The organism is Sporolactobacillus inulinus, assembly GCF_006539285.1.
Taxonomy (GTDB): Bacteria; Bacillota; Bacilli; order Bacillales; family Sporolactobacillaceae; genus Sporolactobacillus; species Sporolactobacillus inulinus.
The window spans coordinates 1-20,241 of sequence record NZ_BJMS01000068.1; the positions used below are offsets into that span (position 1 = coordinate 1).

Sequence of the window (20,241 nt, forward strand, 5' to 3'; positions counted from 1 at the left end):
GCGAGCTTCCTCAGACAAGCCAGAAATCTGCGGGGTCTCGCTGGCACGCTGTTCCCGCTGGCGCCAGAGCACCTCCGCTTCGTTTCATAGCCAAGATACGGGTCTATTGGCTTGAAAGACGGGGTAAAATCACATATTTATTGACTTGCAAAAAAGACTCTCCCAGTCAATTGGGAAAGTCTTTTTCATAAGCACTGTTTGATTGCTTGATTATGCTTCTGGAATTGAATCATCGATGGCTGCGGTGGACAGGCGAAGTTCGGAACGTTTCAGCTTCAAGTGCGCTTCTTCATAACCCTCTGACGTTTCATGAAGCGTGTTAAGCTGTTCTTCCGCTTCAGCTTTTGCTTTTTCTGCACGTGCCACATCAATGTCGGCTTTTAATTCGGCAGCTTCCGACAAAATGGTAATGCTTTTTCGGCTCACTTGAATGAATCCGCCATGAACAGCCACATAGTCGACGATCTTTTCGTCTTCATGTTTCAAACGAACAAGCGCGATTTCGAGTGGAGCAACGATTGGCAAATGATTTGGCAATATGCCAAGTTCACCATCTTTGGAACGCACACATACCATATGTACGTCGCCCTCATAAACCTTGCCCGCAGGTGTGACGATATCCGTATGCACCGTACTCATCAGCCAGCCCCCTTCATAAGGTTCGAGCGATTCAAACGCTCATTAAACCAGTTGCTTCGCTCTTTCCAATACATCCTCGATCGTTCCTGTGTTTCGGAATGCTTCTTCTGGAATGTCGTCGTATTTCCCATCGAGAATACCTTTAAATCCGTTGATGGTCTCTTCAACCGTCACGTAAGATCCAGGCACACCGGTGAACTGTTCGGCAACGTGGAAGTTCTGACCTAAGAAGAATTGGATGCGGCGCGCACGGCTAACCGTCAATTTATCCTCATCTGAAAGTTCATCCATACCGAGAATTGCGATAATATCTTGCAGTTCGCGATATTTCTGAAGCGTCATCTGGACGCGTTCGGCAACTTCGTAATGTTCCTCTCCAACAATATCCGGGCTTAACGCGCGCGATGTCGAGGCGAGCGGATCAACGGCTGGATAAATACCGATCTGAGTCAATGAACGTTCAAGGTTTGTCGTTGCATCAAGGTGCGAGAACGTTGTTGCCGGCGCTGGGTCGGTGTAGTCATCGGCAGGCACATAAACGGCTTGAATCGATGTAACGGAACCTTTTTTCGTTGATGTAATTCGTTCCTGCAGACGACCCATTTCCGTCGCCAGCGTTGGCTGATAACCAACGGCAGACGGCAGACGGCCGAGAAGTGCAGATACTTCGGAACCCGCTTGAGTGAAACGGAAAATGTTGTCAATGAAGAGCAGTACGTCTTGCCCTTCAACATCACGGAAGTACTCCGCCATGGTCAGTCCGGACAACGCAACGCGCATACGCGCACCCGGCGGCTCGTTCATCTGACCGAACACCATCGCCGTTTTCTTGATAACGCCCGATTCGGTCATTTCAAAGTAAAGGTCGTTCCCTTCACGAGTTCGTTCACCGACACCCGCAAATACGGACACACCGCCGTGTTCTTCGGCAATGTTGTGAATCAATTCCTGAATCAGGACGGTTTTACCAACTCCGGCACCGCCGAACAGGCCGATCTTTCCACCTTTAATATAAGGGGTCAGCAAGTCGATAACTTTAATTCCTGTTTCAAGTACTTCTGTCTTCGTTGAAAGTTCAGAGAACTTCGGCGGGTCTCTGTGAATAGCATGCTTTTCAACTTCCGGTGCAACCGCGTTTCCATCAATCGCTTCACCAAGTACATTGAAGACGCGGCCAAGTGTTGCGTCCCCGACCGGAACTGAAATTGGTGCACCGGTATCGGTGGCTTCCATACCGCGTACAAGACCATCTGTAGAGTCCATGGCAATGGTACGCACCGAGTCATCACCAAGATGCAACGCAACCTCCAGAGTCAGATGAATATCTGCTTCATTGGAGGATTGAGCTTTATAATTTACGGTCAGAGCATTATATATTTCAGGAAGGTGATCGCGTTCAAATTTAACATCGACAACGGCACCCAAAACCTGAGTGATATACCCTTTGTTCATTAAACTACCTCCCATCAGCTAGTCGTGCAAAGAATTATTCGAGTGCGGCAGCGCCGCCAACAATCTCTGTGATTTCCTGAGTAATGGCAGCCTGACGTGCACGGTTATAAGACAGAGACAAGTGATCAATGATATCACTTGCGTTATCCGACGCGCTTCTCATCGCAGTCATTCGAGCTGCTTGTTCTGCAGCTTTTGCATCAAGCAGAGCGCCATAGATCTGCCCTTGAGCGTAAAGCGGCAGGAGGTCTGTCAGCACTTCATCTTCATCAGGCTCGTAGACATACGACACTTTTTGCGCCGGCGCATGCTCAAGATTTGTCAATGGAAGCAGCTGTTTATCTACCAGTGTTTGAGAAATGGCATTGACGAAATGGTTGTAGACCAAGTGGAGCTCGTCAATTTCCTTCTTATTGAACAAGGAAACCGCTTGTTTGGCAAATCCCAGTATATCATCAAAAGTAAGAACATCAGGAACGTCTGCTTTGCTGAATGCCACGGGATACCCGCGCTTCGTAAAGAAGTTCAGACCGACTTTTCCTGTAACGATGATTGTGTACTCATCTTTTGATTGATGCTTTTCGCGAATCAAGTTCTGTACATATTTCAATACAGTACTGTCATAAGCTCCGGCAAGCCCGCGGCTCTCGGTAATGACCAGATAAGCCGTCTTTTTTACCGGTCGGGCAGCAAGCATAGGGTGTTTGCTGCTCGCCCCTTTTGACATGGTGCTCGCGATGCTTGCCACAACTTCGTGTAGTTTATCAGCGTAAGCGGCATAATCCTGAGCGACCGATTGGGCACGGTTTAATTTTGCCGCCGCAACCATCTGCATTGCTTTGGTAATTTTACGCATCTGTTTTGTCGATGCGATTTTTTCCTTTATGTCACGCATTGAAGGCATGTTCGTTCACCACCCTTGAAAGCCTGCCCGATGGGATGCAGCACATCTTCCATCAGGACAGACCGATCTTCAGAAGAATGTGCGTTCTTACGACCTATCCTTATTCTCGGCTTATTCAGCTTTTGAAGGAACAAATGTCTTTTTGAATGCGGCAATAGCCGCTGAAAATTTTTGATCATCCGGCAGCTGTTTTGTTTTACGGATTGTTTCAAGAATTTCCTTATTGGATTGTTCCAGATAAGCAAGTAATTCTTTTTCGAAACGTTTCACATCCGAAACCGCAACATCATCGATAAAGCCTTTGGTCAGCGTATAAAGAACCGCAACTTGCTTTTCAACCGGATACGGTTTGTGCAAATCTTGTTTCAAAATTTCAACAGTACGTGCGCCTCGATCAAGCTTTGCTTTCGTTGTCTTGTCAAGATCGGAACCAAACTGAGCAAATGCTTCCAGTTCTCGGTAAGAAGCAAGGTCAAGTTTCAAGGTTCCGGCAACTTTCTTCATCGCTTTGATCTGAGCTGCTCCGCCAACACGCGATACCGACGTACCGGCATCAACGGCTGGACGGATACCGGAATAGAACAAGTTCGATTCCAAGAAGATCTGTCCATCGGTAATGGAAATTACGTTGGTCGGAATGTAGGCTGAAATATCCCCGGCCTGCGTTTCAATAATCGGTAGAGCGGTAATGGAACCGCCGCCTAGCTTGTCACTCAGTTTCGCTGCACGTTCCAGCAGTCTTGAGTGCAGATAGAAAACGTCGCCCGGGAATGCTTCACGGCCCGGCGGACGACGAAGCAGCAAGGAAAGTTCACGATATGCCGCCGCTTGTTTGGACAGATCATCATAGATAATCAACACATGTTTGCCGTTGTACATGAACTCTTCACCCATTGTAACGCCGGCATAAGGTGCAAGGTAAAGCAATGGAGCTGGTTCAGAAGCACCGGCGGAAACAACAATTGTGTTTTCCATGCAGCCGTATGCTTTCAGCGTGTTTACCACACCGGCGACCGTTGACTCCTTTTGACCAATCGCAACGTAGATACTGATAACGTCTTGGTCTTTCTGGTTGATGATCGTATCGATCGCAATCGCCGTTTTACCGGTTTGACGGTCACCAATAATTAACTCACGCTGACCGCGGCCAATTGGGATCATCGAATCAATCGCTTTGATACCGGTTTGCATCGGTTCAAATACGGATTTACGATCCATGACGCCTGGAGCTTTGCGCTCTACCGGACGGGATTTGTCTGTGACAATAGGTCCCTTTCCGTCAATTGGCTGGCCAAGTGGATTGACTACCCGGCCGAGCAATGCTTCGCCAACGGGTACTTGCATAATTCGACCCGTACGTTTTACCGGATCGCCTTCATGAATATCTGTAAAAGGGCCGAGAATGACGATTCCGACATTGTCCTCTTCAAGGTTTTGAGCCATACCAAGGACGCCGTTAGAAAATTCGACAAGCTCGCCCGACATAACACTGTCTAGGCCGTGGACGCGGGCGATTCCGTCGCCGACAGTGATGACGGTGCCGACTTCGCTCACTTCAACGGTGGATTGATAATTTTCAATCTGCTGTTTAATCAATGAGCTGATTTCTTCCGCTTTAATGCTCACGATATTTTCACCCCTGTCTCCCTACTTTAATCTCCTGTTTGAAGCCTGCCAGCTTGCCGGCAATTGATCCGTCGTAGAGACGGTCGCCGATGCGCAGCTGAATGCCTCCGATGATTGACTTGTCAACCTTCGCATGGATACTCAACTTCTTACCGAGCGAATCACCAAGCCGTTTCGCTAAATCCTGTTGTTCCTGGTCATTTAATGAAGCGGCTGTAGTGATGGTGACGTCGAGTATGCCTCGCTTTTCATTTGCCTTGTGCGTATAGGCTTCAAGCACTTCATCAATGATGGCTTCACGCTTGCGATCGATAAGCAGCCTCAGAAGATTAAGGACTTCAACACCTGCCTGGTTCTCAAATAACTTCTGCACAAGTTCCTTTTTATTGGTGCTGCTTACTTGAGGATGCATTAATACACGTCTCAAATCTTCATGCTCATAGAGGCTTTCTGCAACGAATTGCAGCTGAGATTCGATCGTATCAATAAGATCACGTTCTTCAGCAACTTCAAAGAGGGCTTGTGCATAACGGTTCGCTACGATTTCGCTCATCGCTGATTCCCCACTTGCTTTATCAACTGGTCAATCTCTTTTGAATAATTGTTCGGATTGATTTCCTTCTCAAGTACTTTCGATGCAAGCAGAACCGAAAGGTCGGCGACTTCGTCACGAATGGCGGAAATTGCCTTTTCTCTCTCAAGGCCGATTTCTTCTTGAGCATCTTTAACCATTAGATCCGCACGCTTTTTCGCTGATTCTAGAACAGCTTTGGCTTCGGCATTTGCCTGAGTTTTCGCCTGTTCAAGAATACCATGCGCTTCGTTGCGAATACGTTCAACTTCCGACTTCTGTTCTGTTAAGTAAGCTTCAGCATCTTGACGGTTTTTTTCTGCTCCGCCAATCTGATTGTTAATGTATTTTTTCCGCTTTTCCATGATTGCAACGACCGGTCGTACGCCGACATACGCTACAAAAATCATCAACAGAATGAAAACGATCAGCTGGAAAAGGATATTTCCAATAGAAAATGACAGCACAGCTCTTGCCACTCCTTTCAATCTACAGATTTCCTCACCAATTTCTTACGAAGAGAAGGGGCAAGCTCACCCAATTATACCGAAGAGCACAAGAATACCAAATGCAATCGAGATAACTGGCAGGGCTTCAACAAGACCAAGACCGATCATGGATTGTCCAAATAAAGTACCCTGAGCTTCTGGTTGACGGGCAATTCCTTCCAAATAGCGGCTGAACAGAATACCGTTACCGATACCTGCTGCAAGCGCACCAAACGCGATCATGATACCACCAGCTAGAACTGCTAAACTCATAACAAGATTCCTCCTAGTTTGTCTATGTTTTTAACCAACAGCGGCAGGTTTGAGGGCCTGTTTGCACGAGGCATTATACCTCTCCCACCTTTTGAGCGATGTACACCATTGCCAGTACGGTGAAAATGTACGCCTGAATACATCCGACGAACAGTGAAAATCCCATCCAGGCAAACAGCGGTACACCGGTAAAATAAAACATTCCTTCACGAAGAATAAGGATTAGGACTTCGCCGGCGAAGATATTTGCCCAAAGCCGCAAAGCATGTGTTGCCGGTTTCGATACTTCATCGATAATATGGATCGGCAGCATCCACCAGTACGGTTTGACATAGTGCTGCAAATAGCCAAGCGGACTTTTGGCAATACCCGCAAAGTGCGAGTAAAGAAAGATTGCGCCGGCCATCGCCACGGTAACGTTGATATCCGACGTTGGCGATTTGAACCAGCTGACTGTATCCGTCATTTTTAAATCAGCTGCCGTGATGCCCAGCGACGGAATTGGGCCATGCGCCTGTGCTGTGACCATAACAACGACGCCCAGTATGTTTGCCACAAGGATGAAAAGAAAAGTAGACAGTGCAAAACTGAAATAGCGCGCCGACTCTTTCTTCTCGAGCATCATCCCGGTTATCCCGCTGATAAAGTCAATAATGTATTCCATGACATTTTGTCGTCCGTTGGGCCGCACGGACAAACGACGGGTTAGTAAGAACACGAGCAACATGACGATTAACGCGGAAACAACTGACCCGATCATCAACGTGACATCAAAGGTCATTCCGAGAAATTTCACTTTCGGAGTCAGATCCATAAATCTCCCCCCCTTCCTCCGAAGATGTCGTGCCTTTGCTTCTCAAATGATAATAGCTCATCACCATCACAAGCATGAGGTAGCCAAACAAAAGTGACAGCACAAAAGATCGATAGTCAATACGGGTCGAGAAACGATAGACGATCAGTACACCGAAAACAATCATGAGTATACGAACAGTCATATGTAATCCCTCTGATTTGCGGACACCTGATTGAGCTCGAAGTCCGGCTATCTTTAAGCGAAATGCTAGGTGAAAAACATTATATAAACTGATTAATCCGCCGAGGAGAAAGCCGCTGGCCAGCGCTCTCACCGGTTCGTAAAACCAGATTAATCCAAACAAAAAGATATAAACAATCGTGATGATCAGCAGAACATGCGAAAACCATTCCATCACTGATTTCACTGCGAATCATTCCTTTGTTAAGGATTTCAACGTATAGAAACAGCTGATCATTCCCGCAAAAAAGCCGGCGACCGCACAAATCGGCAGCCACAAATGCCCTGTTCCAAATTTTTGATCGAGATAGTTCCCGCCAAGTGCGCCAATGATGATGAACGAAAAAATTTCGAAACCCATAGCACTGACTGCTGCAGCGATCTGCAAATTGTTAGGTTTTTTCTTTGGCTCCATAAAAAGCCCTCCTCTGAAATAACGAAGTGCTGATCGGCTATTTCTGATTATGATATGCCTAACAATTAGTCATTCGAACCCAATGACGAAGAACTGGAGTCAGTCATCAATTGTTCACAAATTAGCGTTCCCTAAATAAAAAGAAGTCATTTAAATACCCGTATTTATGACGGGCGTTCACAAAATCGACACTTCTTTTATAGTTTAACGAAAGCGCTATCTTTATGCAATCTTTAAGTAAGAAAAGATGATTTTATTTATTGACTGAAAAGTCTAATAACGAATAGTCACCATATGAGCATTTCCTTATAACTAAAATTTTAATCATTTTTGCGAGCGGCAGCATACCCCAATTGTGACAAATCACCAACAATGAAAATTATTCTCACATCATACAGGGGCTTCCGAAACTTTATTTCTAAGCTTTCTTAAGAGAAAATCTGTTCCTTTATTTCGTGCCGAACAGACGATCACCGGCATCACCGAGTCCTGGAACGATGTACCCGTGTTCATTTAATTTTTCATCGAGAGCCGCAAGATAAATATCGACATCCGGATGCTCTTTTTGCACCGCTTTAACTCCTTCCGGAGCAGCGATCAGACACATCAATTTAATGTTCACTCCGCCCCGCTGTTTCAACGAAGCGATCGCAGCAGCGGCCGATCCCCCGGTAGCGAGCATTGGATCGACAACAATTAAATCACGTTCAGAGATATCGGCGGGAAGCTTCACATAATATTCAACCGGCTTTAACGTCTTCGGATCACGGTATAACCCAACGTGCCCAACTTTCGCAGCCGGAATCAGTTGCAGGACACCGTTAACCATACCGAGCCCCGCGCGAAGGATTGGAATAATCCCCATTTTTTTGCCGGCAATTTCATAGGCCTTCGCCTTTGCGACCGGGGTTTCTACTTCGACTTCCTTTAAAGCAAGATCACGCGTAATTTCAAAGGCCATAAGTGTTGCAACTTCATCAACCAGTTCGCGAAATGCCTTTGTTCCCGTCCTGTAATCACGAATCATTGTCAATTTATGTTGAATCAGCGGATGATTCAATACGACTAACTTACCCATTTATAAACCTCCATTTTTATTATCAGCATGTTTATTTTGCTCATACAAAAAAGGGAGAATCAGATCTCCCCATAAACAAGCCTGCTCCAATTTAAGCAAATGCACCCGTACCCTCAGCATAAAGCGGGTGTTTCTTAGTCAGTGCACGCACACGTTCAGCCGCTGCAGTTAATGTTTCTTGATTATCCGGATCTTTCAGAGCAGTTGCGATGATCAACGCAACTTCTTTTAGATCATCCTCTTTAAATCCGCGCGTTGTTACGGCCGGTGTCCCCATGCGCACGCCACTCGTAACAAACGGCTTCTCCGGATCAAAAGGAATTGCATTTTTATTCGTTGTAATCCCAATGCTGTCCAGCACGGCTTCCGCCTTCTTGCCTGTAATCCCAAGGTTGCGCACGTCGACGAGTACTAAATGGTTGTCGGTACCGCCCGAAACAAGATCAATCCCTTGCTGCTGCAGTGTTTCGGCAAATGCCTTAGCATTAGCGATAATCTGAGCTGCATAGGCTTTGAAGTCGGGCTTCAGTGCTTCACCGAGTGCAACGGCCTTCGCTGCAATGATGTGCATTAACGGACCGCCCTGGATACCTGGAAAAATAGCTTTGTCCAGTTTCTTTGCAAATTCTTTTTTGCAGAAAATCATACCGCCGCGCGGACCACGCAGCGTCTTATGCGTCGTTGTCGTCACAAAGTCTGCATAAGGAATCGGGCTTGGATGAAGGCCTGCCGCTACCAGTCCGGCGATATGCGCCATGTCGACCATCAGGTAAGCACCGACACGGTCGGCGATCTCGCGGAATCGTTTAAAATCAATGACACGAGGATAAGCACTCGCACCGGCAACGATCAATTTCGGTTTGTATTGTTGTGCCTGCTTGTCCACTTCATCGTAATCAATCGTTTGCGTTTCTTTTGTTACACCGTAATCCACAAAGTTGTAGAGCTGTCCGCTGAAGTTTACCGGACTTCCGTGTGTTAGGTGCCCGCCATGGGCAAGTTTCATTCCAAGAACCGTATCGCCGGGTTTCAGAATCGTTTCATAAACAGCCATGTTTGCCTGAGCACCCGAATGCGGTTGGACATTCACATGTTCGCCGCCAAACAGCTTAAGTGCCCGATCTCTCGCCAAGTCTTCCACAATATCAACATATTCGCAGCCGCCGTAATAACGATGGCCCGGGTAACCTTCCGCATATTTATTCGTAAGAACCGAGCCTGCCGCTTCAAGTACCGTTGTACTGACAAAGTTTTCCGAGGCAATTAATTCAATTTTATTTCTTTGTCTTCCTAATTCTTTCTCAATCGCTTGAAACAGTTCAGGATCGTTCGCTTTAATCCCCTTCATGAAATACGTGCAGCTCCTCTCAAGTCTGATTCAAATAAAGTTTATCACATTTTATCAGAAAAAAGCGAATTAAAACCGACAAATCAAAGATTAAGCACAACTGAACTTTTGGTTTGTACATCACGTTCTAATGGCTTCTTTCGATCTGTTCGCTACAGCAGTAAAAATTTTACATTTGGCATTTTCAGGATGCGCCGATACCGTCCACTAGCCGCAAAAAACAACACAATTTCCTCAACAAGCGACCGCCCCCTTAAATGAAACGGGGGGTCCGATCGATTGTAATCGCTCTTTTACGTTCACAGCTCTTATCAATGAAAAACTGCTCATCCGGTTATCCGGAGCAGCAGTTCCTTTGGCTTAATCCTGTTCCGCTTTTTCGCGAATCGAATAGACCGCTCTTTCGCCGCCAATTAATTTTGGCCGCGTACGTGCCATAACCAGATGCGCCTGACCAATTGATCGAATGGTGCCGCGTACCGGAATAGCCACATGTTTCAAATGCATCCCGATCAGTGTATCACCGATATCTAGTCCGCCATCTGCACGAATAAATTCGACAATGATCGGGTCGGGCAGGTGATCGTAGGCGTACGTCGCCATTGAACCGCCCGCATGACGAATCGGACGTACCGTTACCTCATCATAATTGCGCTTCTCGGCAACGGTTCGGTCAATAACAAGCGCGCGATTCAGATGTTCGCAGCATTGAAATGCAAAATGGACACCGGTTTGCTGATGACAGTTTCTTAGTGCCGCGTAAATTGAGGCGGCTGCGTTTTCAGAACCCGATGTGCCGATCTGTTTTCCCAGCACTTCGCTTGTACTGCAGCCGATCACTAGAAGTGTTCGTTCATTAAACGTCATGACCTGATTCAAGTCCTGTAGCGCTTTATCTACCGATTGCACAATTTGTTGATTAAGTGTCTCCATCGCATTAGCCTTCCTTGAGCAAAATAATTGCCTTTTATACCTGCTATTATAGCAGGTTGTGCTGTTCAAATCCGAATCATACACAGATTGTGACACCATTCTGCTCTTGTATCATTCCCTGGGAAATAATGTGTAGAAATATAAGAGAATACGTTTGTTTATAGCATAAAATGGAGCAAAATTTTCAGTCCAAAAAGAAATAAAATGATGCCACCAAGTGCTTCCCCGTATTTCCCAAAATATCGGCCCGTCTTTCGCCCAATGTAGAAACCGCTCCATGCCATAATCATGCTGGCACAGCCAAACATAAGGATGGCAGCCAGCATCTCAGCCCCAAAAAGGCCCATGCTGAGTCCCACAGAAAAGCTGTCAATGCTGACACTAAAAGCAAACAAAAGCATGCTTGCATCGGACACATAGACGAATTCATTGCGGGTATCCTTCGTGCGCATGAGCGACAAAATCATTTGAAAACCGATTAAGAGCAGCAACAGACCTCCAGCCATTTCTGCAATTTCACCAAAGCGGGTGGAAAGCAGTTGACCAAGGATCATGCCAATGAGCGGCATAAGCATGTGAAAAAGACCGATCCACATACCGGTCCACGCAGCGCGGCGCAACCGAAAAACGGTCATGCCCATGCCAACACATACTGAAAATGCATCCATACCCAGTGCAATCGCCATAACAGAAAGCGCCAATCCCTGGCTGATCAGATGCTCTGCCACATTCGTTCCCCCTCTCGCCCATAGGGACAATCTATGCATGTCCTTAAAGAAATAGAAGGACAAACGGGCGGGGGCACAATCAAAAATTAAGTGCGCCGTAGCTGCGAATCGTTTGTTTTGAAACATTTAAATAAGAGGGCATCTTATACTAAGATACCCTCTTGTTTCCCCATATAAAAACATGACTTTATCCATAAGTATGATGACTAGTCAAGGATACGTCCTCCGGCTGCTTTGGACAGACGGTTCATCACCGCTTTACCGATCCCTTTCTGATCAAACGTTTCACTGAATATTACATCAACCTCTTTTTGATCGAAATGACGCAAGACATCAAAAAGATGATGGGCCACGGTCGCAGGCTCACTGCGACGCCCGCATACAAGTAAAACATCCACACCAGGATAAGAGTCCTGTTTCTCTTCCGTCGTTAATACGCCGACACGGCGGCCCTTAGCCCTTTCTGAGGAAATAAGTTCGCGTATACGCGATTCTCCGGCAGGTACTAAATACATTGTCGCCGACGGAGCATAATGCTTATACTTCATACCCGGGGCTTTCGGAGCCTGATCTGAACGAACAAGCCCCGGATCATCAGAAACCAGTCCAACGACTTCAATCAACTGTTCTTTCGTAATCCCGCCTGGACGAAGAATTGTGATCGGTGTCGTCGTACAATCTACAACCGTCGACTCAACGCCAACCCCGGTTTCTCCGCCATCCAAGATTCCGGCAATCCGCCCATCTAGATCATTGAAAACATGTTCTGCGCGAGTTGGACTCGGCCGACCCGAACGATTTGCCGAAGGTGCGGCAATCGGTAAATTAGACGCCGAAATCAAGGCTCTTGCAACCGGATGACTCGGCATACGTACGGCAACCGTTGACAGACCTGCTGTAACCGCGTTTGATACCGTCCCCCGTGATGGCAAAACCAGCGTGAGCGGTCCCGGCCAAAAAGCATGGATCAATTTCTGAGCAACCGGATGGATCTCCGTACAGATTTCGCGAACTTGCTCCAGATTTGCAACATGCACAATTAACGGATTATCGCTCGGCCGCCCTTTTGCTTCATAAATCTTTCGCACTGAATCTTGTACCTTTGCACTTCCTCCTAATCCGTACACCGTCTCCGTTGGAAATGCGACAATTTCTCCCTGTGCCAATTTCTCCGCTGCTGCTTGGATTTGAGGTGTATGTTCAAGGTCGGGGGCATTCGGGTCTACCCGCCACACTTGCGTTTCTGCCATAGTCGTTTCCCCTTCTTCATTAACTATTCCGTTCAAATGAAATCGGCTTCCGTCCGACCTCATTTCGTTCCGTATACACCATAACATTGTGACAAGCCGTACGCAACGCTTTTACCCAGCAATCGAACGCCATACACCGGTGAAGAAATCAACAACAAATGAATGAACCTGAACCTCTTGATCGTCAGATTCAACGGTCTTCTTTTCGGGTTTCTCAGTTTGCTGCGCGGCATCCTCACTCGCCGGACTTGTCTTAACGGTTTGTTTTGCCCGTTCTTGCCCGGGCGCTGTAGTATCGGTCGAGGCATTGTTTTTTGCTGCTGCATCGCTGTTTGAAAAGTCCAGAAAACAAAGGGGCGGGAAAAGCACACACCACCAATTGGCACCACGACCATCGCCTAATGTAATCACCAGCGCATCATATTTTCCTGCCGGGTAAACAAAGGTTCCGTACATCTTGGTCGGGAAATCGGCTTGACCTAATTTTATTTTATACGTGCTGTCCGCATGGGCTTTCTTTAATGCTTGCTTGACCGTCCGATTCAGTTGCGGCATATGCGCACGAATGACACGTTTGGCATCATTGGTCGACTTCAAGTCCTGAACCCAAGTCGTAATCTGGGCATTGACTGCATCGCGGATCTGCCGTTTCACCGCTTGATCGGCAGGTGAATCACTGTTCGCCAAAATACGCAGTCGAATCGCATCACTTGGGATCGGTCCCTTCTCATCTGCTTTAGTCGTGCTGGATTGCCAGAAAAAAAATACAAATACAAGATTAATAGTTAATAAGAGCATTAAGATCCATGGTTTTCTCATGACGCCCGCCTCCCTGTCACTCATTGTGGACAGGAATGACCGAGACTAAACCTCGAAGTGAGAATTACCCATGGTTCGTTCGAAGCGCAACCATGACGTTGCGGTCATGTCCGGAGATATCTTTTTCAATAGAGAGCGCTTCTATTTGATTCGGAAATGCCTTTCGGATCAAATCAGCAACAGCATTTCCCTGAGTGGCCCCGATCTCAAAAGCCGCAAGAAACACAGACCTTCCGCTAAATAGCAACGGCATGTCGGCAATGATCTTGCGGTAGCAATCCAAACCGTCATTTCCTCCGTAAAGCGCTAAATGCGGCTCATAGTCGCGTACCGTATCATCCAGGCCGCCCATTTCGTGCTTCGTGATATAGGGTGGATTGGATACAAGAACATCAAAAGGCTGATGAATCAACGGGCGAAGAAAATCCCCATGGCAGAATACAATCTGTGCGCCTAGATCGGCTGCATTTTCGCGCGCGACATCCAGTGCTCTTTCAGACAGATCGACTGCCGTGATTCGCCAGTTCGGGTGCTCCAAACCAAGCGTAACCGCAATCGCTCCGCTCCCCGTGCCGATATCACAGACCGCCGGATGATCAAGATTCGGCGCATAACGTTTGACCCATTCACCGACCTGCCATACCAGTTCTTCGGTTTCTTGGCGGGGAATTAACACAGCCGCATTCACTTTAAAGGACCGCCCATAGAAGGGTGCACGGCCCAACATGTATTGAAGCGGGGTTCCTTTATTTACGTGTTCCTCAACGCTGCGGCGCACCCACTCAGCATCCTTGCTTGCAACGGGTTCGCGCAAGCCTGTGATTAAGTCGATGCGCGTGAGACCTAATCGTGCTTGAAGCAGCAGTTCGCCGATATTTGCATCACGATGATGTGCAGTTAACAGATTAGCAGCCCATTTCAACAGTTCGTATCTTCGTTCCGTCACCTTGCATCCGCCTGTTCGATTTTCTTTTCCTGATCATGAAGAATCAGCGCTTGAATGATTTCATCCAGTTTCCCGTTCAACACTTGGTCCAGCTGATGAATCGTTAGCCCGATTCGATGATCCGTCACCCGGTTTTGTGAGAAGTTGTAAGTTCGAATCCGTTCGGATCGATCACCCGTTCCAACCGCCATTTTGCGGTTCGAATCGTATTCAGCCTGAGCTTCCTTCTGATATTTGTCATAGACGCGGGCACGCAGCACCTTCATCGCCTTTTCCTTATTTTTAATCTGAGAACGTTCTTCTTGGCATGATACCACAATACCTGTAGGAAGATGCGTCAGCCGAATGGCGGACATCGTCGTATTGACACTTTGACCACCCGGGCCGCTTGAGGCAAAGCGATCAACACGAATATCCTTATCATTCAGTTCAATCTCAACGTCACGCGCTTCCGGCAAAACGGCAACCGTTGCCGTTGACGTATGGATACGACCGCCCGATTCGGTTTCCGGAACGCGTTGCACGCGATGTGCTCCATTCTCATATTTCAGTTTTGAAAAAGCACCTTTGCCTGAGATCATACAGACAATTTCTTTATAACCGCCAATTTCATTAGGACTGGCGTCAATAATCTCCGTTTTCCAGTTTTGCTGCTCCGCGTAGCGTGAATACATGCGCAGTAAATCACCGGCAAAAAGCGCAGCCTCGTCCCCTCCGGCCGCACTGCGAATTTCCAAAATGACGTTTCGGTCATCATTGGGATCCTTAGGAATAAGTAGCTGCTTCAATTGTTCTCGAAGTGTTTCTAGTTCCATTTCGAGACGATTAATTTCATCAGCAACCATCTTTTTCATGCTGGCATCCATTGGTTCATCAAGCATCGTCTTATCATCGGCAAGTTCTGCAGCAGATTGCTTGTAGCTGCGGTACTCCGTAACCACTTCTTGCAAGTCCGATTGTTCTTTCGAATATTTGCGCAGTTTTGCCGGATCATTGATCACTTCAGGATCTGCAAGCATCTGATTCACTTTTTCATAGCGGTCCTCAATGGACTGCAACCGTTCGAACATTTCATCCACCCCATCATGCTGCATCGCGCGCAGCCGCTCCGTTGTCGTTCCTTTTATTATATTATAGCTGGCTTTTTATGGTCAAAAACGTGTTCAAGATCTTATAGAGGCGGATGCGTGTAGCAGTGGCGACAAACCGGGTAATAACTTTCATTTCCGCCGATCTGAATCTGATCGCCGCTATAGATTGCCTGCCCATGATCATCAATCCGCAGATTCATGGTTGCTTTGCGTTCACAAAACCAGCATATGGTCTTCATTTCTTCAATTTTATCCGCATACAAAAGCATGTATTTGCTTCCTTCAAACAATTCATTGCGAAAATCATTTTTCAGTCCAAATCCCATCACCGGAATCGATAGTTCATCGACAATCTTCGCTAGCTGCAGCACATGCCGCTTCGATAAAAATTGAACTTCATCGATGAGCACGCAGTGTGGACGCGGGTGGCAATCACTGACCTTGGCATAAACATCCGAAGAATCAAAGATTGGAATTGCCCGACGTTTGAATCCGATCCTGCTGGAGATCGATCCGACTTCATCCCGATTATCGATCCCGGAGGTAAAAAGAAGCACCGATTTTCCTTGTTCTTCATAATTATGCGCGACTTTGATGATTTCGATTGACTTTCCACTATTCATTGCACCATATTTAAAGAAAAGTTGAGCCATCCTATATTCCGTCCTTTCACAGCTTTAAAAGGTTCCTCCGGTTTTTATGAAAAACCCCGCAAAAAAACGCCTCGTTATTTAATCTCCGACCCTGGCCGTTGGTTTGTATCTTAATAGGACAATTTTGCGCCCTCAAGGCGCTGTTCTTTTCTTATTCAAAAAGCCGGGCTAGCCTGATCTACTGAGTGCTGCAGTTCGGCTTGTCTCTGTTTTTAATCCTGTGAAAAAACAGGCAGTTTCCTGCCTGCACAAAAAAATCTATGAATGTCCTGGCCATAGCTAGAGCCAAAAATAAAAACGGCTAATTCCGTACCGCCATTCATCGCACCGGAACATGCCGCTTTTCTTTTCTGGACTTCAAAATAAATCTTATTTAAGATTGTATTTTTGTTTAAATCGATCAACACGACCGCCCTTGTCAGCGAATTTCTGACGGCCGGTGTAGAATGGATGCGAATCGGAACTGATTTCGACTGTAATTAATGGGTATTCATTACCGTCTTCCCATTTTACCGTTTGATTCGACTTCTTTGTTGAACCGCTCAAAAACTTAAAGCCCGTACTTGCGTCCATAAATACGACCTTATGATAGTCTGGATGGATGCCTTGTTTCATCTCATTCATCTCCTTTACGCCCTGATTAATCTCTCAAACCAGAGTCTTATTACGTCCTATAGTATAACGCACAACGAGTATTGTATCAGACTGCTCCAAGCTTTGCAAGGATTGTTCTGCTTGAATCACCGTTTGCCTTCGTGCTTGCTGCGTGCTTCACTCGGCGCACAATTCACTTATCTTGTCTGCAAACTGCCCTTCTTCTCTTTCTCAAAGAGATCGAAGAATTCTTGGTTGGACGCGGTATCACGAATTCGTTTGTAAAAATGTTCCACAAATTCTTGAGATTCATCCATTGTTTTACGCATTGCCCATAATTTTTCCAAGTGATCGCGATTAACGAGCAATTCTTCCTTACGCGTGCTGGAACGGCGAATATCGATTGCAGGAAAAATTCTCCGTTCAGCCAACCGGCGATCAAGATGCAGTTCCATATTGCCGGTTCCTTTGAATTCTTCATAGATGACATCGTCCATCCGTGAACCGGTGTCAACCAAAGCGGTCGCAAGAATGGTCAAGCTTCCGCCCTCCTCAATATTGCGGGCCGCACCGAAGAATTTCTTCGGTTTATGGAATGCTGCCGGATCAATACCACCGGACAAGGTTCTTCCGCTTGGCGGAATCACAAGATTATATGCGCGCGCGAGACGTGTTAAGCTGTCCATAAGGATGACAACATCGCGTTTATGCTCGACCAGACGCATGGCTCGTTCAAGTACCAATTCTGAAACTTTAACATGATTTTCCGGAACTTCGTCGAACGTTGAACTAACAACATCGCCTTTAACTGAACGTTCAATATCCGTCACTTCTTCCGGACGTTCATCAACAAGCAAAACGATGAGTTCAACATCGGGATAGTTGATGGTGATGCTGTTGGCGATTCCTTTCAAAAGTGTTGTCTTCCCTGCTTTCGGAGGGGCAACAATCATCCCTCTTTGACCGAAGCCGACCGGAGACACCATATCGATAATTCGCGTTGAAAAGTTTTCTTTACCTGTTTCCAACACCATCTGCCGATTTGGATAAAGCGGTGTCAAGGCAGGAAAATGTACGCGTTCCTTTGCTGTATCGGGGTTTTCGCCATTAACAGCTTCAACCCTGAGGAGGCCGAAATAGCGTTCATTTTCCTTTGGCGGCCTCACCTTGCCCGTCACTTTGTCACCGTTTCGCAAATCAAAGCGGCGAATTTGTGAGGCTGAAATATAGATATCCTCTGAACTCGGTGAGTAGTTGATCGGCCTCAAGAAACCAAATCCTTCGTTCGGAATGATTTCAAGAACACCTTCCATCAATGACAAGCCATCTTTTTCCGCCTGCTTTTTTAATATTGAGAAAATAAGTTCTCTTTTGGTTAGCTTGCTATAATAAGAGACTTTAAACGCTTTCGCATGCTCATACAATTCTTTGAGTTTCATATTTTCTAACTCTGCTAATGTAATCGGCATTCTCACACCACACTTTTCTTTTTTAAAATCGGTTTATATCAAGACAAGTACTGTCGTACACCAGTTAATGAATTGAGAACTCCGGAAATGGCACGAAACTGTGCACTAAGAAGAGGAGGGGAAGAAGTAATAACAGCGCATTTTATAAATCGGTTTTTTATGGAAATCCTTCACAGGTTCAAGGGCACAGTATAACAGTTCTTATGTGTAGGGGATATAATATTTTTTTCTTACCGTTAAAATTTTTTATAAATTCATCTATATCATTATTATCATATTATACCCTTTTTATCAACTGCATATTCTTTTTTTGTGCAAATTTTGTGGAAATAACTGAATTATTTTACCAAAAATAGAGCATTTTTTTTGAATCAGAAAAACTGGTCAACCGTAGTGCTTACTTCTGCAGGATGTATCAGATTGATTAGTCTTGAGTTTGATGGCTGCTCGGATCAACAGGCTGCGGCCACGGGTATACGGGAGCCTCTTCAGACACATCGGGGGTCTCTCCCCTGACCTGCACTTTCGCGCGTTCCCCAAGGGGATCAAGAATGCGTCTTTCTTTGCACAAAAAGAATCCGCGTCGTATGATGAGCGCGCGGATTTCATTTCCCTATTCTTGTTCCTTGAGACTCTCGCGGGCTTCTTCCTCGCGCATCGGCTCCCGCCAGATATTTGCTCCTACACCCTGTAATTTTTCCATAATATGATCATAACCGCGATCAATATGTTCAACGCCGACAATTTCCGTAATGCCTCTTGCCATCAGACCCGCAATGATCAGCGATGCACCGGCTCTTAAATCAGTCGCACGAACCTTTGCTCCTTCGAGTGATGTCGGCCCGCTTAAGATTGCAGACCGTCCTTCAACTTTGACATCGGCACCCATTCGGCGTAATTCATCAATATGCTTAAAGCGTGCTCCATAAATCGTATCGGTAATAATGCTTGTACCTTCGGCCTGAGTCAACAGGCTGGTCATCGGCTGCTGAAGGTCGGTCGGAAATCCGGGATATACCAAGGTTTTGACATCAGCGCTTTTTAAAGGCATGCGACTGCGTGATACAAGAACCTGATCTTCGCCAACTTGAACATCAGCGCCAATTTCGCGAAGTTTGGCAGTCAACGGCTCCACATGTTGCGGAATTACATTGTCGATCAACAAGTTATCGGACACTGCCGCACCGGCAACCATGAACGTACCCGCTTCGATTCGATCAGGGATAATCATGTGCCGGCATCCATGAAGTTCATGCACGCCCTCGATGCGGATGACATCAGTCCCCGCCCCTTTTATTTTTGCGCCCATACTGGTTAGAAGCGTTGCAACGTCAATAATTTCCGGTTCCTTCGCAGCATTCTCGATTATGGTTTGCCCTTCGGCCTTCACGGCAGCCAGCATGATGTTAATCGTCGCACCCACACTGACTACATCAAGATAGATGCGCGCACCATGTAGCGAATTAGCACGCAGATAGATCGCACCGCGTTCATTCGTTACCTTAGCACCCAATGCTTCAAACCCTTTAATATGCTGATCGATAGGGCGCGGTCCGAGATTACATCCACCCGGCAATCCGATCACCGCTTTATGAAAACGGCCAAGCATTGCGCCCATTAAGTAGTAAGATGCCCTTAGCCGTTTCACCGAACCATTGGGCAGTGGCATGTCCACCATGTTTCTCGGATCAACAACAAAAGTATGTTCTTCAAAAGACACCGTTCCGCCAATCTCACGCAAAAGTTTGCACAGGATACGCACATCAGAAATATTGGGAAGTTGATCAATGGTCACAGGTGAATCAGCAAGAATAGTGGCCGGTATTAATGCGACCGCACTGTTCTTCGCACCGCTGATCTGAACGGTGCCTTGTAAACGTGAACCGCCTTCGATTAATAATTTATCCATGGTCACTGGACAGTCAAAA

At 46.5% G+C, this 20,241-nt stretch carries 22 protein-coding genes; all 22 read right to left on the bottom strand.

From position 1 onward, the window contains the following. Positions 1-210: 210 nt before the first annotated feature. Positions 211-639 carry a F0F1 ATP synthase subunit epsilon gene (locus SIN01_RS09965; protein ID WP_010026063.1) on the bottom strand — a complete coding sequence of 143 codons (429 nt, stop codon included), beginning with the start codon at positions 637-639 and terminating at the stop codon, positions 211-213. A 42-nt stretch (positions 640-681) separates the two neighbouring features. Then, complete coding sequence (gene atpD / locus SIN01_RS09970) at positions 682-2,091, bottom strand: F0F1 ATP synthase subunit beta (RefSeq protein WP_010026062.1); 1,410 nt, start codon at positions 2,089-2,091, stop codon at positions 682-684. A gap of 34 nt (positions 2,092-2,125) precedes the next feature. Next, on the bottom strand, positions 2,126-2,995 hold the full coding sequence (gene atpG, locus SIN01_RS09975) for an ATP synthase F1 subunit gamma (RefSeq protein WP_010026061.1): 870 nt from the start codon (positions 2,993-2,995) through the stop codon (positions 2,126-2,128). Between the two features lie 111 nt (positions 2,996-3,106). Beyond that, positions 3,107-4,621, bottom strand: coding sequence for a F0F1 ATP synthase subunit alpha (gene atpA, locus SIN01_RS09980; protein WP_010026060.1), 1,515 nt, complete (start codon positions 4,619-4,621; stop codon positions 3,107-3,109). Between the two features lie 7 nt (positions 4,622-4,628). Beyond that, positions 4,629-5,174, bottom strand: a complete 546-nt coding sequence (locus SIN01_RS09985; RefSeq protein ID WP_010026059.1) for a F0F1 ATP synthase subunit delta — start codon at positions 5,172-5,174, stop codon at positions 4,629-4,631. After that, on the bottom strand, positions 5,171-5,659 hold the full coding sequence (gene atpF, locus SIN01_RS09990; RefSeq protein WP_010026058.1) for a F0F1 ATP synthase subunit B: 489 nt from the start codon (positions 5,657-5,659) through the stop codon (positions 5,171-5,173). The genes SIN01_RS09985 and atpF overlap by 4 nt, the downstream gene beginning before the upstream one ends. Before the next feature lie 66 nt (positions 5,660-5,725). Beyond that, positions 5,726-5,953 (bottom strand): F0F1 ATP synthase subunit C, encoded by a 228-nt coding sequence (gene atpE, locus SIN01_RS09995; RefSeq protein WP_010026057.1) that lies wholly within the window; start codon positions 5,951-5,953, stop codon positions 5,726-5,728. Between the two features lie 73 nt (positions 5,954-6,026). After that, entirely contained in the window at positions 6,027-6,767 is a 741-nt protein-coding gene (atpB, locus tag SIN01_RS10000) for a F0F1 ATP synthase subunit A (RefSeq protein ID WP_010026055.1), read from the bottom strand. Further along, positions 6,724-7,176 carry an ATP synthase subunit I gene (locus SIN01_RS10005; RefSeq protein WP_010026054.1) on the bottom strand — a complete coding sequence of 151 codons (453 nt, stop codon included), beginning with the start codon at positions 7,174-7,176 and terminating at the stop codon, positions 6,724-6,726. Before SIN01_RS10005 ends, atpB begins: the two co-directional genes overlap by 44 nt. 6 nt (positions 7,177-7,182) lie before the next feature. Then, positions 7,183-7,404, bottom strand: a complete 222-nt coding sequence (locus SIN01_RS10010; protein ID WP_010026053.1) for an AtpZ/AtpI family protein — start codon at positions 7,402-7,404, stop codon at positions 7,183-7,185. A gap of 448 nt (positions 7,405-7,852) precedes the next feature. Further along, positions 7,853-8,482 carry a uracil phosphoribosyltransferase gene (gene upp / locus SIN01_RS10015; protein ID WP_010026052.1) on the bottom strand — a complete coding sequence of 210 codons (630 nt, stop codon included), beginning with the start codon at positions 8,480-8,482 and terminating at the stop codon, positions 7,853-7,855. Between the two features lie 91 nt (positions 8,483-8,573). Continuing rightward, entirely contained in the window at positions 8,574-9,830 is a 1,257-nt protein-coding gene (glyA, locus tag SIN01_RS10020) for a serine hydroxymethyltransferase (RefSeq protein WP_010026050.1), read from the bottom strand. A gap of 360 nt (positions 9,831-10,190) precedes the next feature. Continuing rightward, entirely contained in the window at positions 10,191-10,763 is a 573-nt protein-coding gene (locus SIN01_RS10025) for a TIGR01440 family protein (protein ID WP_010026049.1), read from the bottom strand. A 158-nt stretch (positions 10,764-10,921) separates the two neighbouring features. Continuing rightward, the gene (locus SIN01_RS10030) at positions 10,922-11,449 is read right to left on the bottom strand and encodes a manganese efflux pump MntP (protein WP_174842588.1); all 528 of its coding nucleotides are present in this window, start codon (positions 11,447-11,449) and stop codon (positions 10,922-10,924) included. A gap of 248 nt (positions 11,450-11,697) precedes the next feature. Beyond that, positions 11,698-12,741 (bottom strand): L-threonylcarbamoyladenylate synthase, encoded by a 1,044-nt coding sequence (locus SIN01_RS10035; RefSeq protein WP_010026047.1) that lies wholly within the window; start codon positions 12,739-12,741, stop codon positions 11,698-11,700. A 111-nt stretch (positions 12,742-12,852) separates the two neighbouring features. Continuing rightward, positions 12,853-13,560 carry a stage II sporulation protein R gene (gene spoIIR / locus SIN01_RS10040; RefSeq protein ID WP_010026045.1) on the bottom strand — a complete coding sequence of 236 codons (708 nt, stop codon included), beginning with the start codon at positions 13,558-13,560 and terminating at the stop codon, positions 12,853-12,855. Positions 13,561-13,624: 64 nt separating this feature from the next. Further along, positions 13,625-14,506 carry a peptide chain release factor N(5)-glutamine methyltransferase gene (prmC, locus tag SIN01_RS10045; RefSeq protein WP_010026044.1) on the bottom strand — a complete coding sequence of 294 codons (882 nt, stop codon included), beginning with the start codon at positions 14,504-14,506 and terminating at the stop codon, positions 13,625-13,627. Beyond that, the gene (prfA, locus tag SIN01_RS10050) at positions 14,503-15,576 is read right to left on the bottom strand and encodes a peptide chain release factor 1 (RefSeq protein WP_010026043.1); all 1,074 of its coding nucleotides are present in this window, start codon (positions 15,574-15,576) and stop codon (positions 14,503-14,505) included. Before prfA ends, prmC begins: the two co-directional genes overlap by 4 nt. A gap of 101 nt (positions 15,577-15,677) precedes the next feature. Beyond that, positions 15,678-16,250, bottom strand: coding sequence for a thymidine kinase (locus SIN01_RS10055; protein ID WP_010026042.1), 573 nt, complete (start codon positions 16,248-16,250; stop codon positions 15,678-15,680). A 369-nt stretch (positions 16,251-16,619) separates the two neighbouring features. Then, positions 16,620-16,865, bottom strand: coding sequence for a type B 50S ribosomal protein L31 (locus SIN01_RS10060; protein WP_010026040.1), 246 nt, complete (start codon positions 16,863-16,865; stop codon positions 16,620-16,622). A 176-nt stretch (positions 16,866-17,041) separates the two neighbouring features. Further along, the gene (rho, locus tag SIN01_RS10065; RefSeq protein ID WP_010026039.1) at positions 17,042-18,313 is read right to left on the bottom strand and encodes a transcription termination factor Rho; all 1,272 of its coding nucleotides are present in this window, start codon (positions 18,311-18,313) and stop codon (positions 17,042-17,044) included. A gap of 613 nt (positions 18,314-18,926) precedes the next feature. Then, positions 18,927-20,222 carry a UDP-N-acetylglucosamine 1-carboxyvinyltransferase gene (murA, locus tag SIN01_RS10070; RefSeq protein WP_029548252.1) on the bottom strand — a complete coding sequence of 432 codons (1,296 nt, stop codon included), beginning with the start codon at positions 20,220-20,222 and terminating at the stop codon, positions 18,927-18,929. Positions 20,223-20,241: the final 19 nt, after the last annotated feature.

Bases quoted from the DNA above. Each gene is read 5' to 3' on its own strand.
- SIN01_RS09965 (WP_010026063.1), bottom strand. From the start codon at position 639: ATGAGTACGGTGCATACGGATATCGTCACACCTGCGGGCAAGGTTTAT.
- atpD (WP_010026062.1), bottom strand. From the start codon at position 2,091: ATGAACAAAGGGTATATCACTCAGGTTTTGGGTGCCGTTGTCGATGTT.
- atpG (WP_010026061.1), bottom strand. From the start codon at position 2,995: ATGCCTTCAATGCGTGACATAAAGGAAAAAATCGCATCGACAAAACAG.
- SIN01_RS09985 (WP_010026059.1), bottom strand. From the start codon at position 5,174: ATGAGCGAAATCGTAGCGAACCGTTATGCACAAGCCCTCTTTGAAGTT.
- atpE (WP_010026057.1), bottom strand. From the start codon at position 5,953: ATGAGTTTAGCAGTTCTAGCTGGTGGTATCATGATCGCGTTTGGTGCG.
- atpB (WP_010026055.1), bottom strand. From the start codon at position 6,767: ATGGATCTGACTCCGAAAGTGAAATTTCTCGGAATGACCTTTGATGTC.
- SIN01_RS10010 (WP_010026053.1), bottom strand. From the start codon at position 7,404: ATGGAGCCAAAGAAAAAACCTAACAATTTGCAGATCGCTGCAGCAGTC.
- upp (WP_010026052.1), bottom strand. From the start codon at position 8,482: ATGGGTAAGTTAGTCGTATTGAATCATCCGCTGATTCAACATAAATTG.
- glyA (WP_010026050.1), bottom strand. From the start codon at position 9,830: ATGAAGGGGATTAAAGCGAACGATCCTGAACTGTTTCAAGCGATTGAG.
- SIN01_RS10025 (WP_010026049.1), bottom strand. From the start codon at position 10,763: ATGGAGACACTTAATCAACAAATTGTGCAATCGGTAGATAAAGCGCTA.
- SIN01_RS10030 (WP_174842588.1), bottom strand. From the start codon at position 11,449: ATGGCGATTGCACTGGGTATGGATGCATTTTCAGTATGTGTTGGCATG.
- SIN01_RS10035 (WP_010026047.1), bottom strand. From the start codon at position 12,741: ATGGCAGAAACGCAAGTGTGGCGGGTAGACCCGAATGCCCCCGACCTT.
- spoIIR (WP_010026045.1), bottom strand. From the start codon at position 13,560: ATGAGAAAACCATGGATCTTAATGCTCTTATTAACTATTAATCTTGTA.
- prfA (WP_010026043.1), bottom strand. From the start codon at position 15,576: ATGTTCGAACGGTTGCAGTCCATTGAGGACCGCTATGAAAAAGTGAAT.
- SIN01_RS10055 (WP_010026042.1), bottom strand. From the start codon at position 16,250: ATGGCTCAACTTTTCTTTAAATATGGTGCAATGAATAGTGGAAAGTCA.
- SIN01_RS10060 (WP_010026040.1), bottom strand. From the start codon at position 16,865: ATGAAACAAGGCATCCATCCAGACTATCATAAGGTCGTATTTATGGAC.
- rho (WP_010026039.1), bottom strand. From the start codon at position 18,313: ATGCCGATTACATTAGCAGAGTTAGAAAATATGAAACTCAAAGAATTG.
- murA (WP_029548252.1), bottom strand. From the start codon at position 20,222: ATGGATAAATTATTAATCGAAGGCGGTTCACGTTTACAAGGCACCGTT.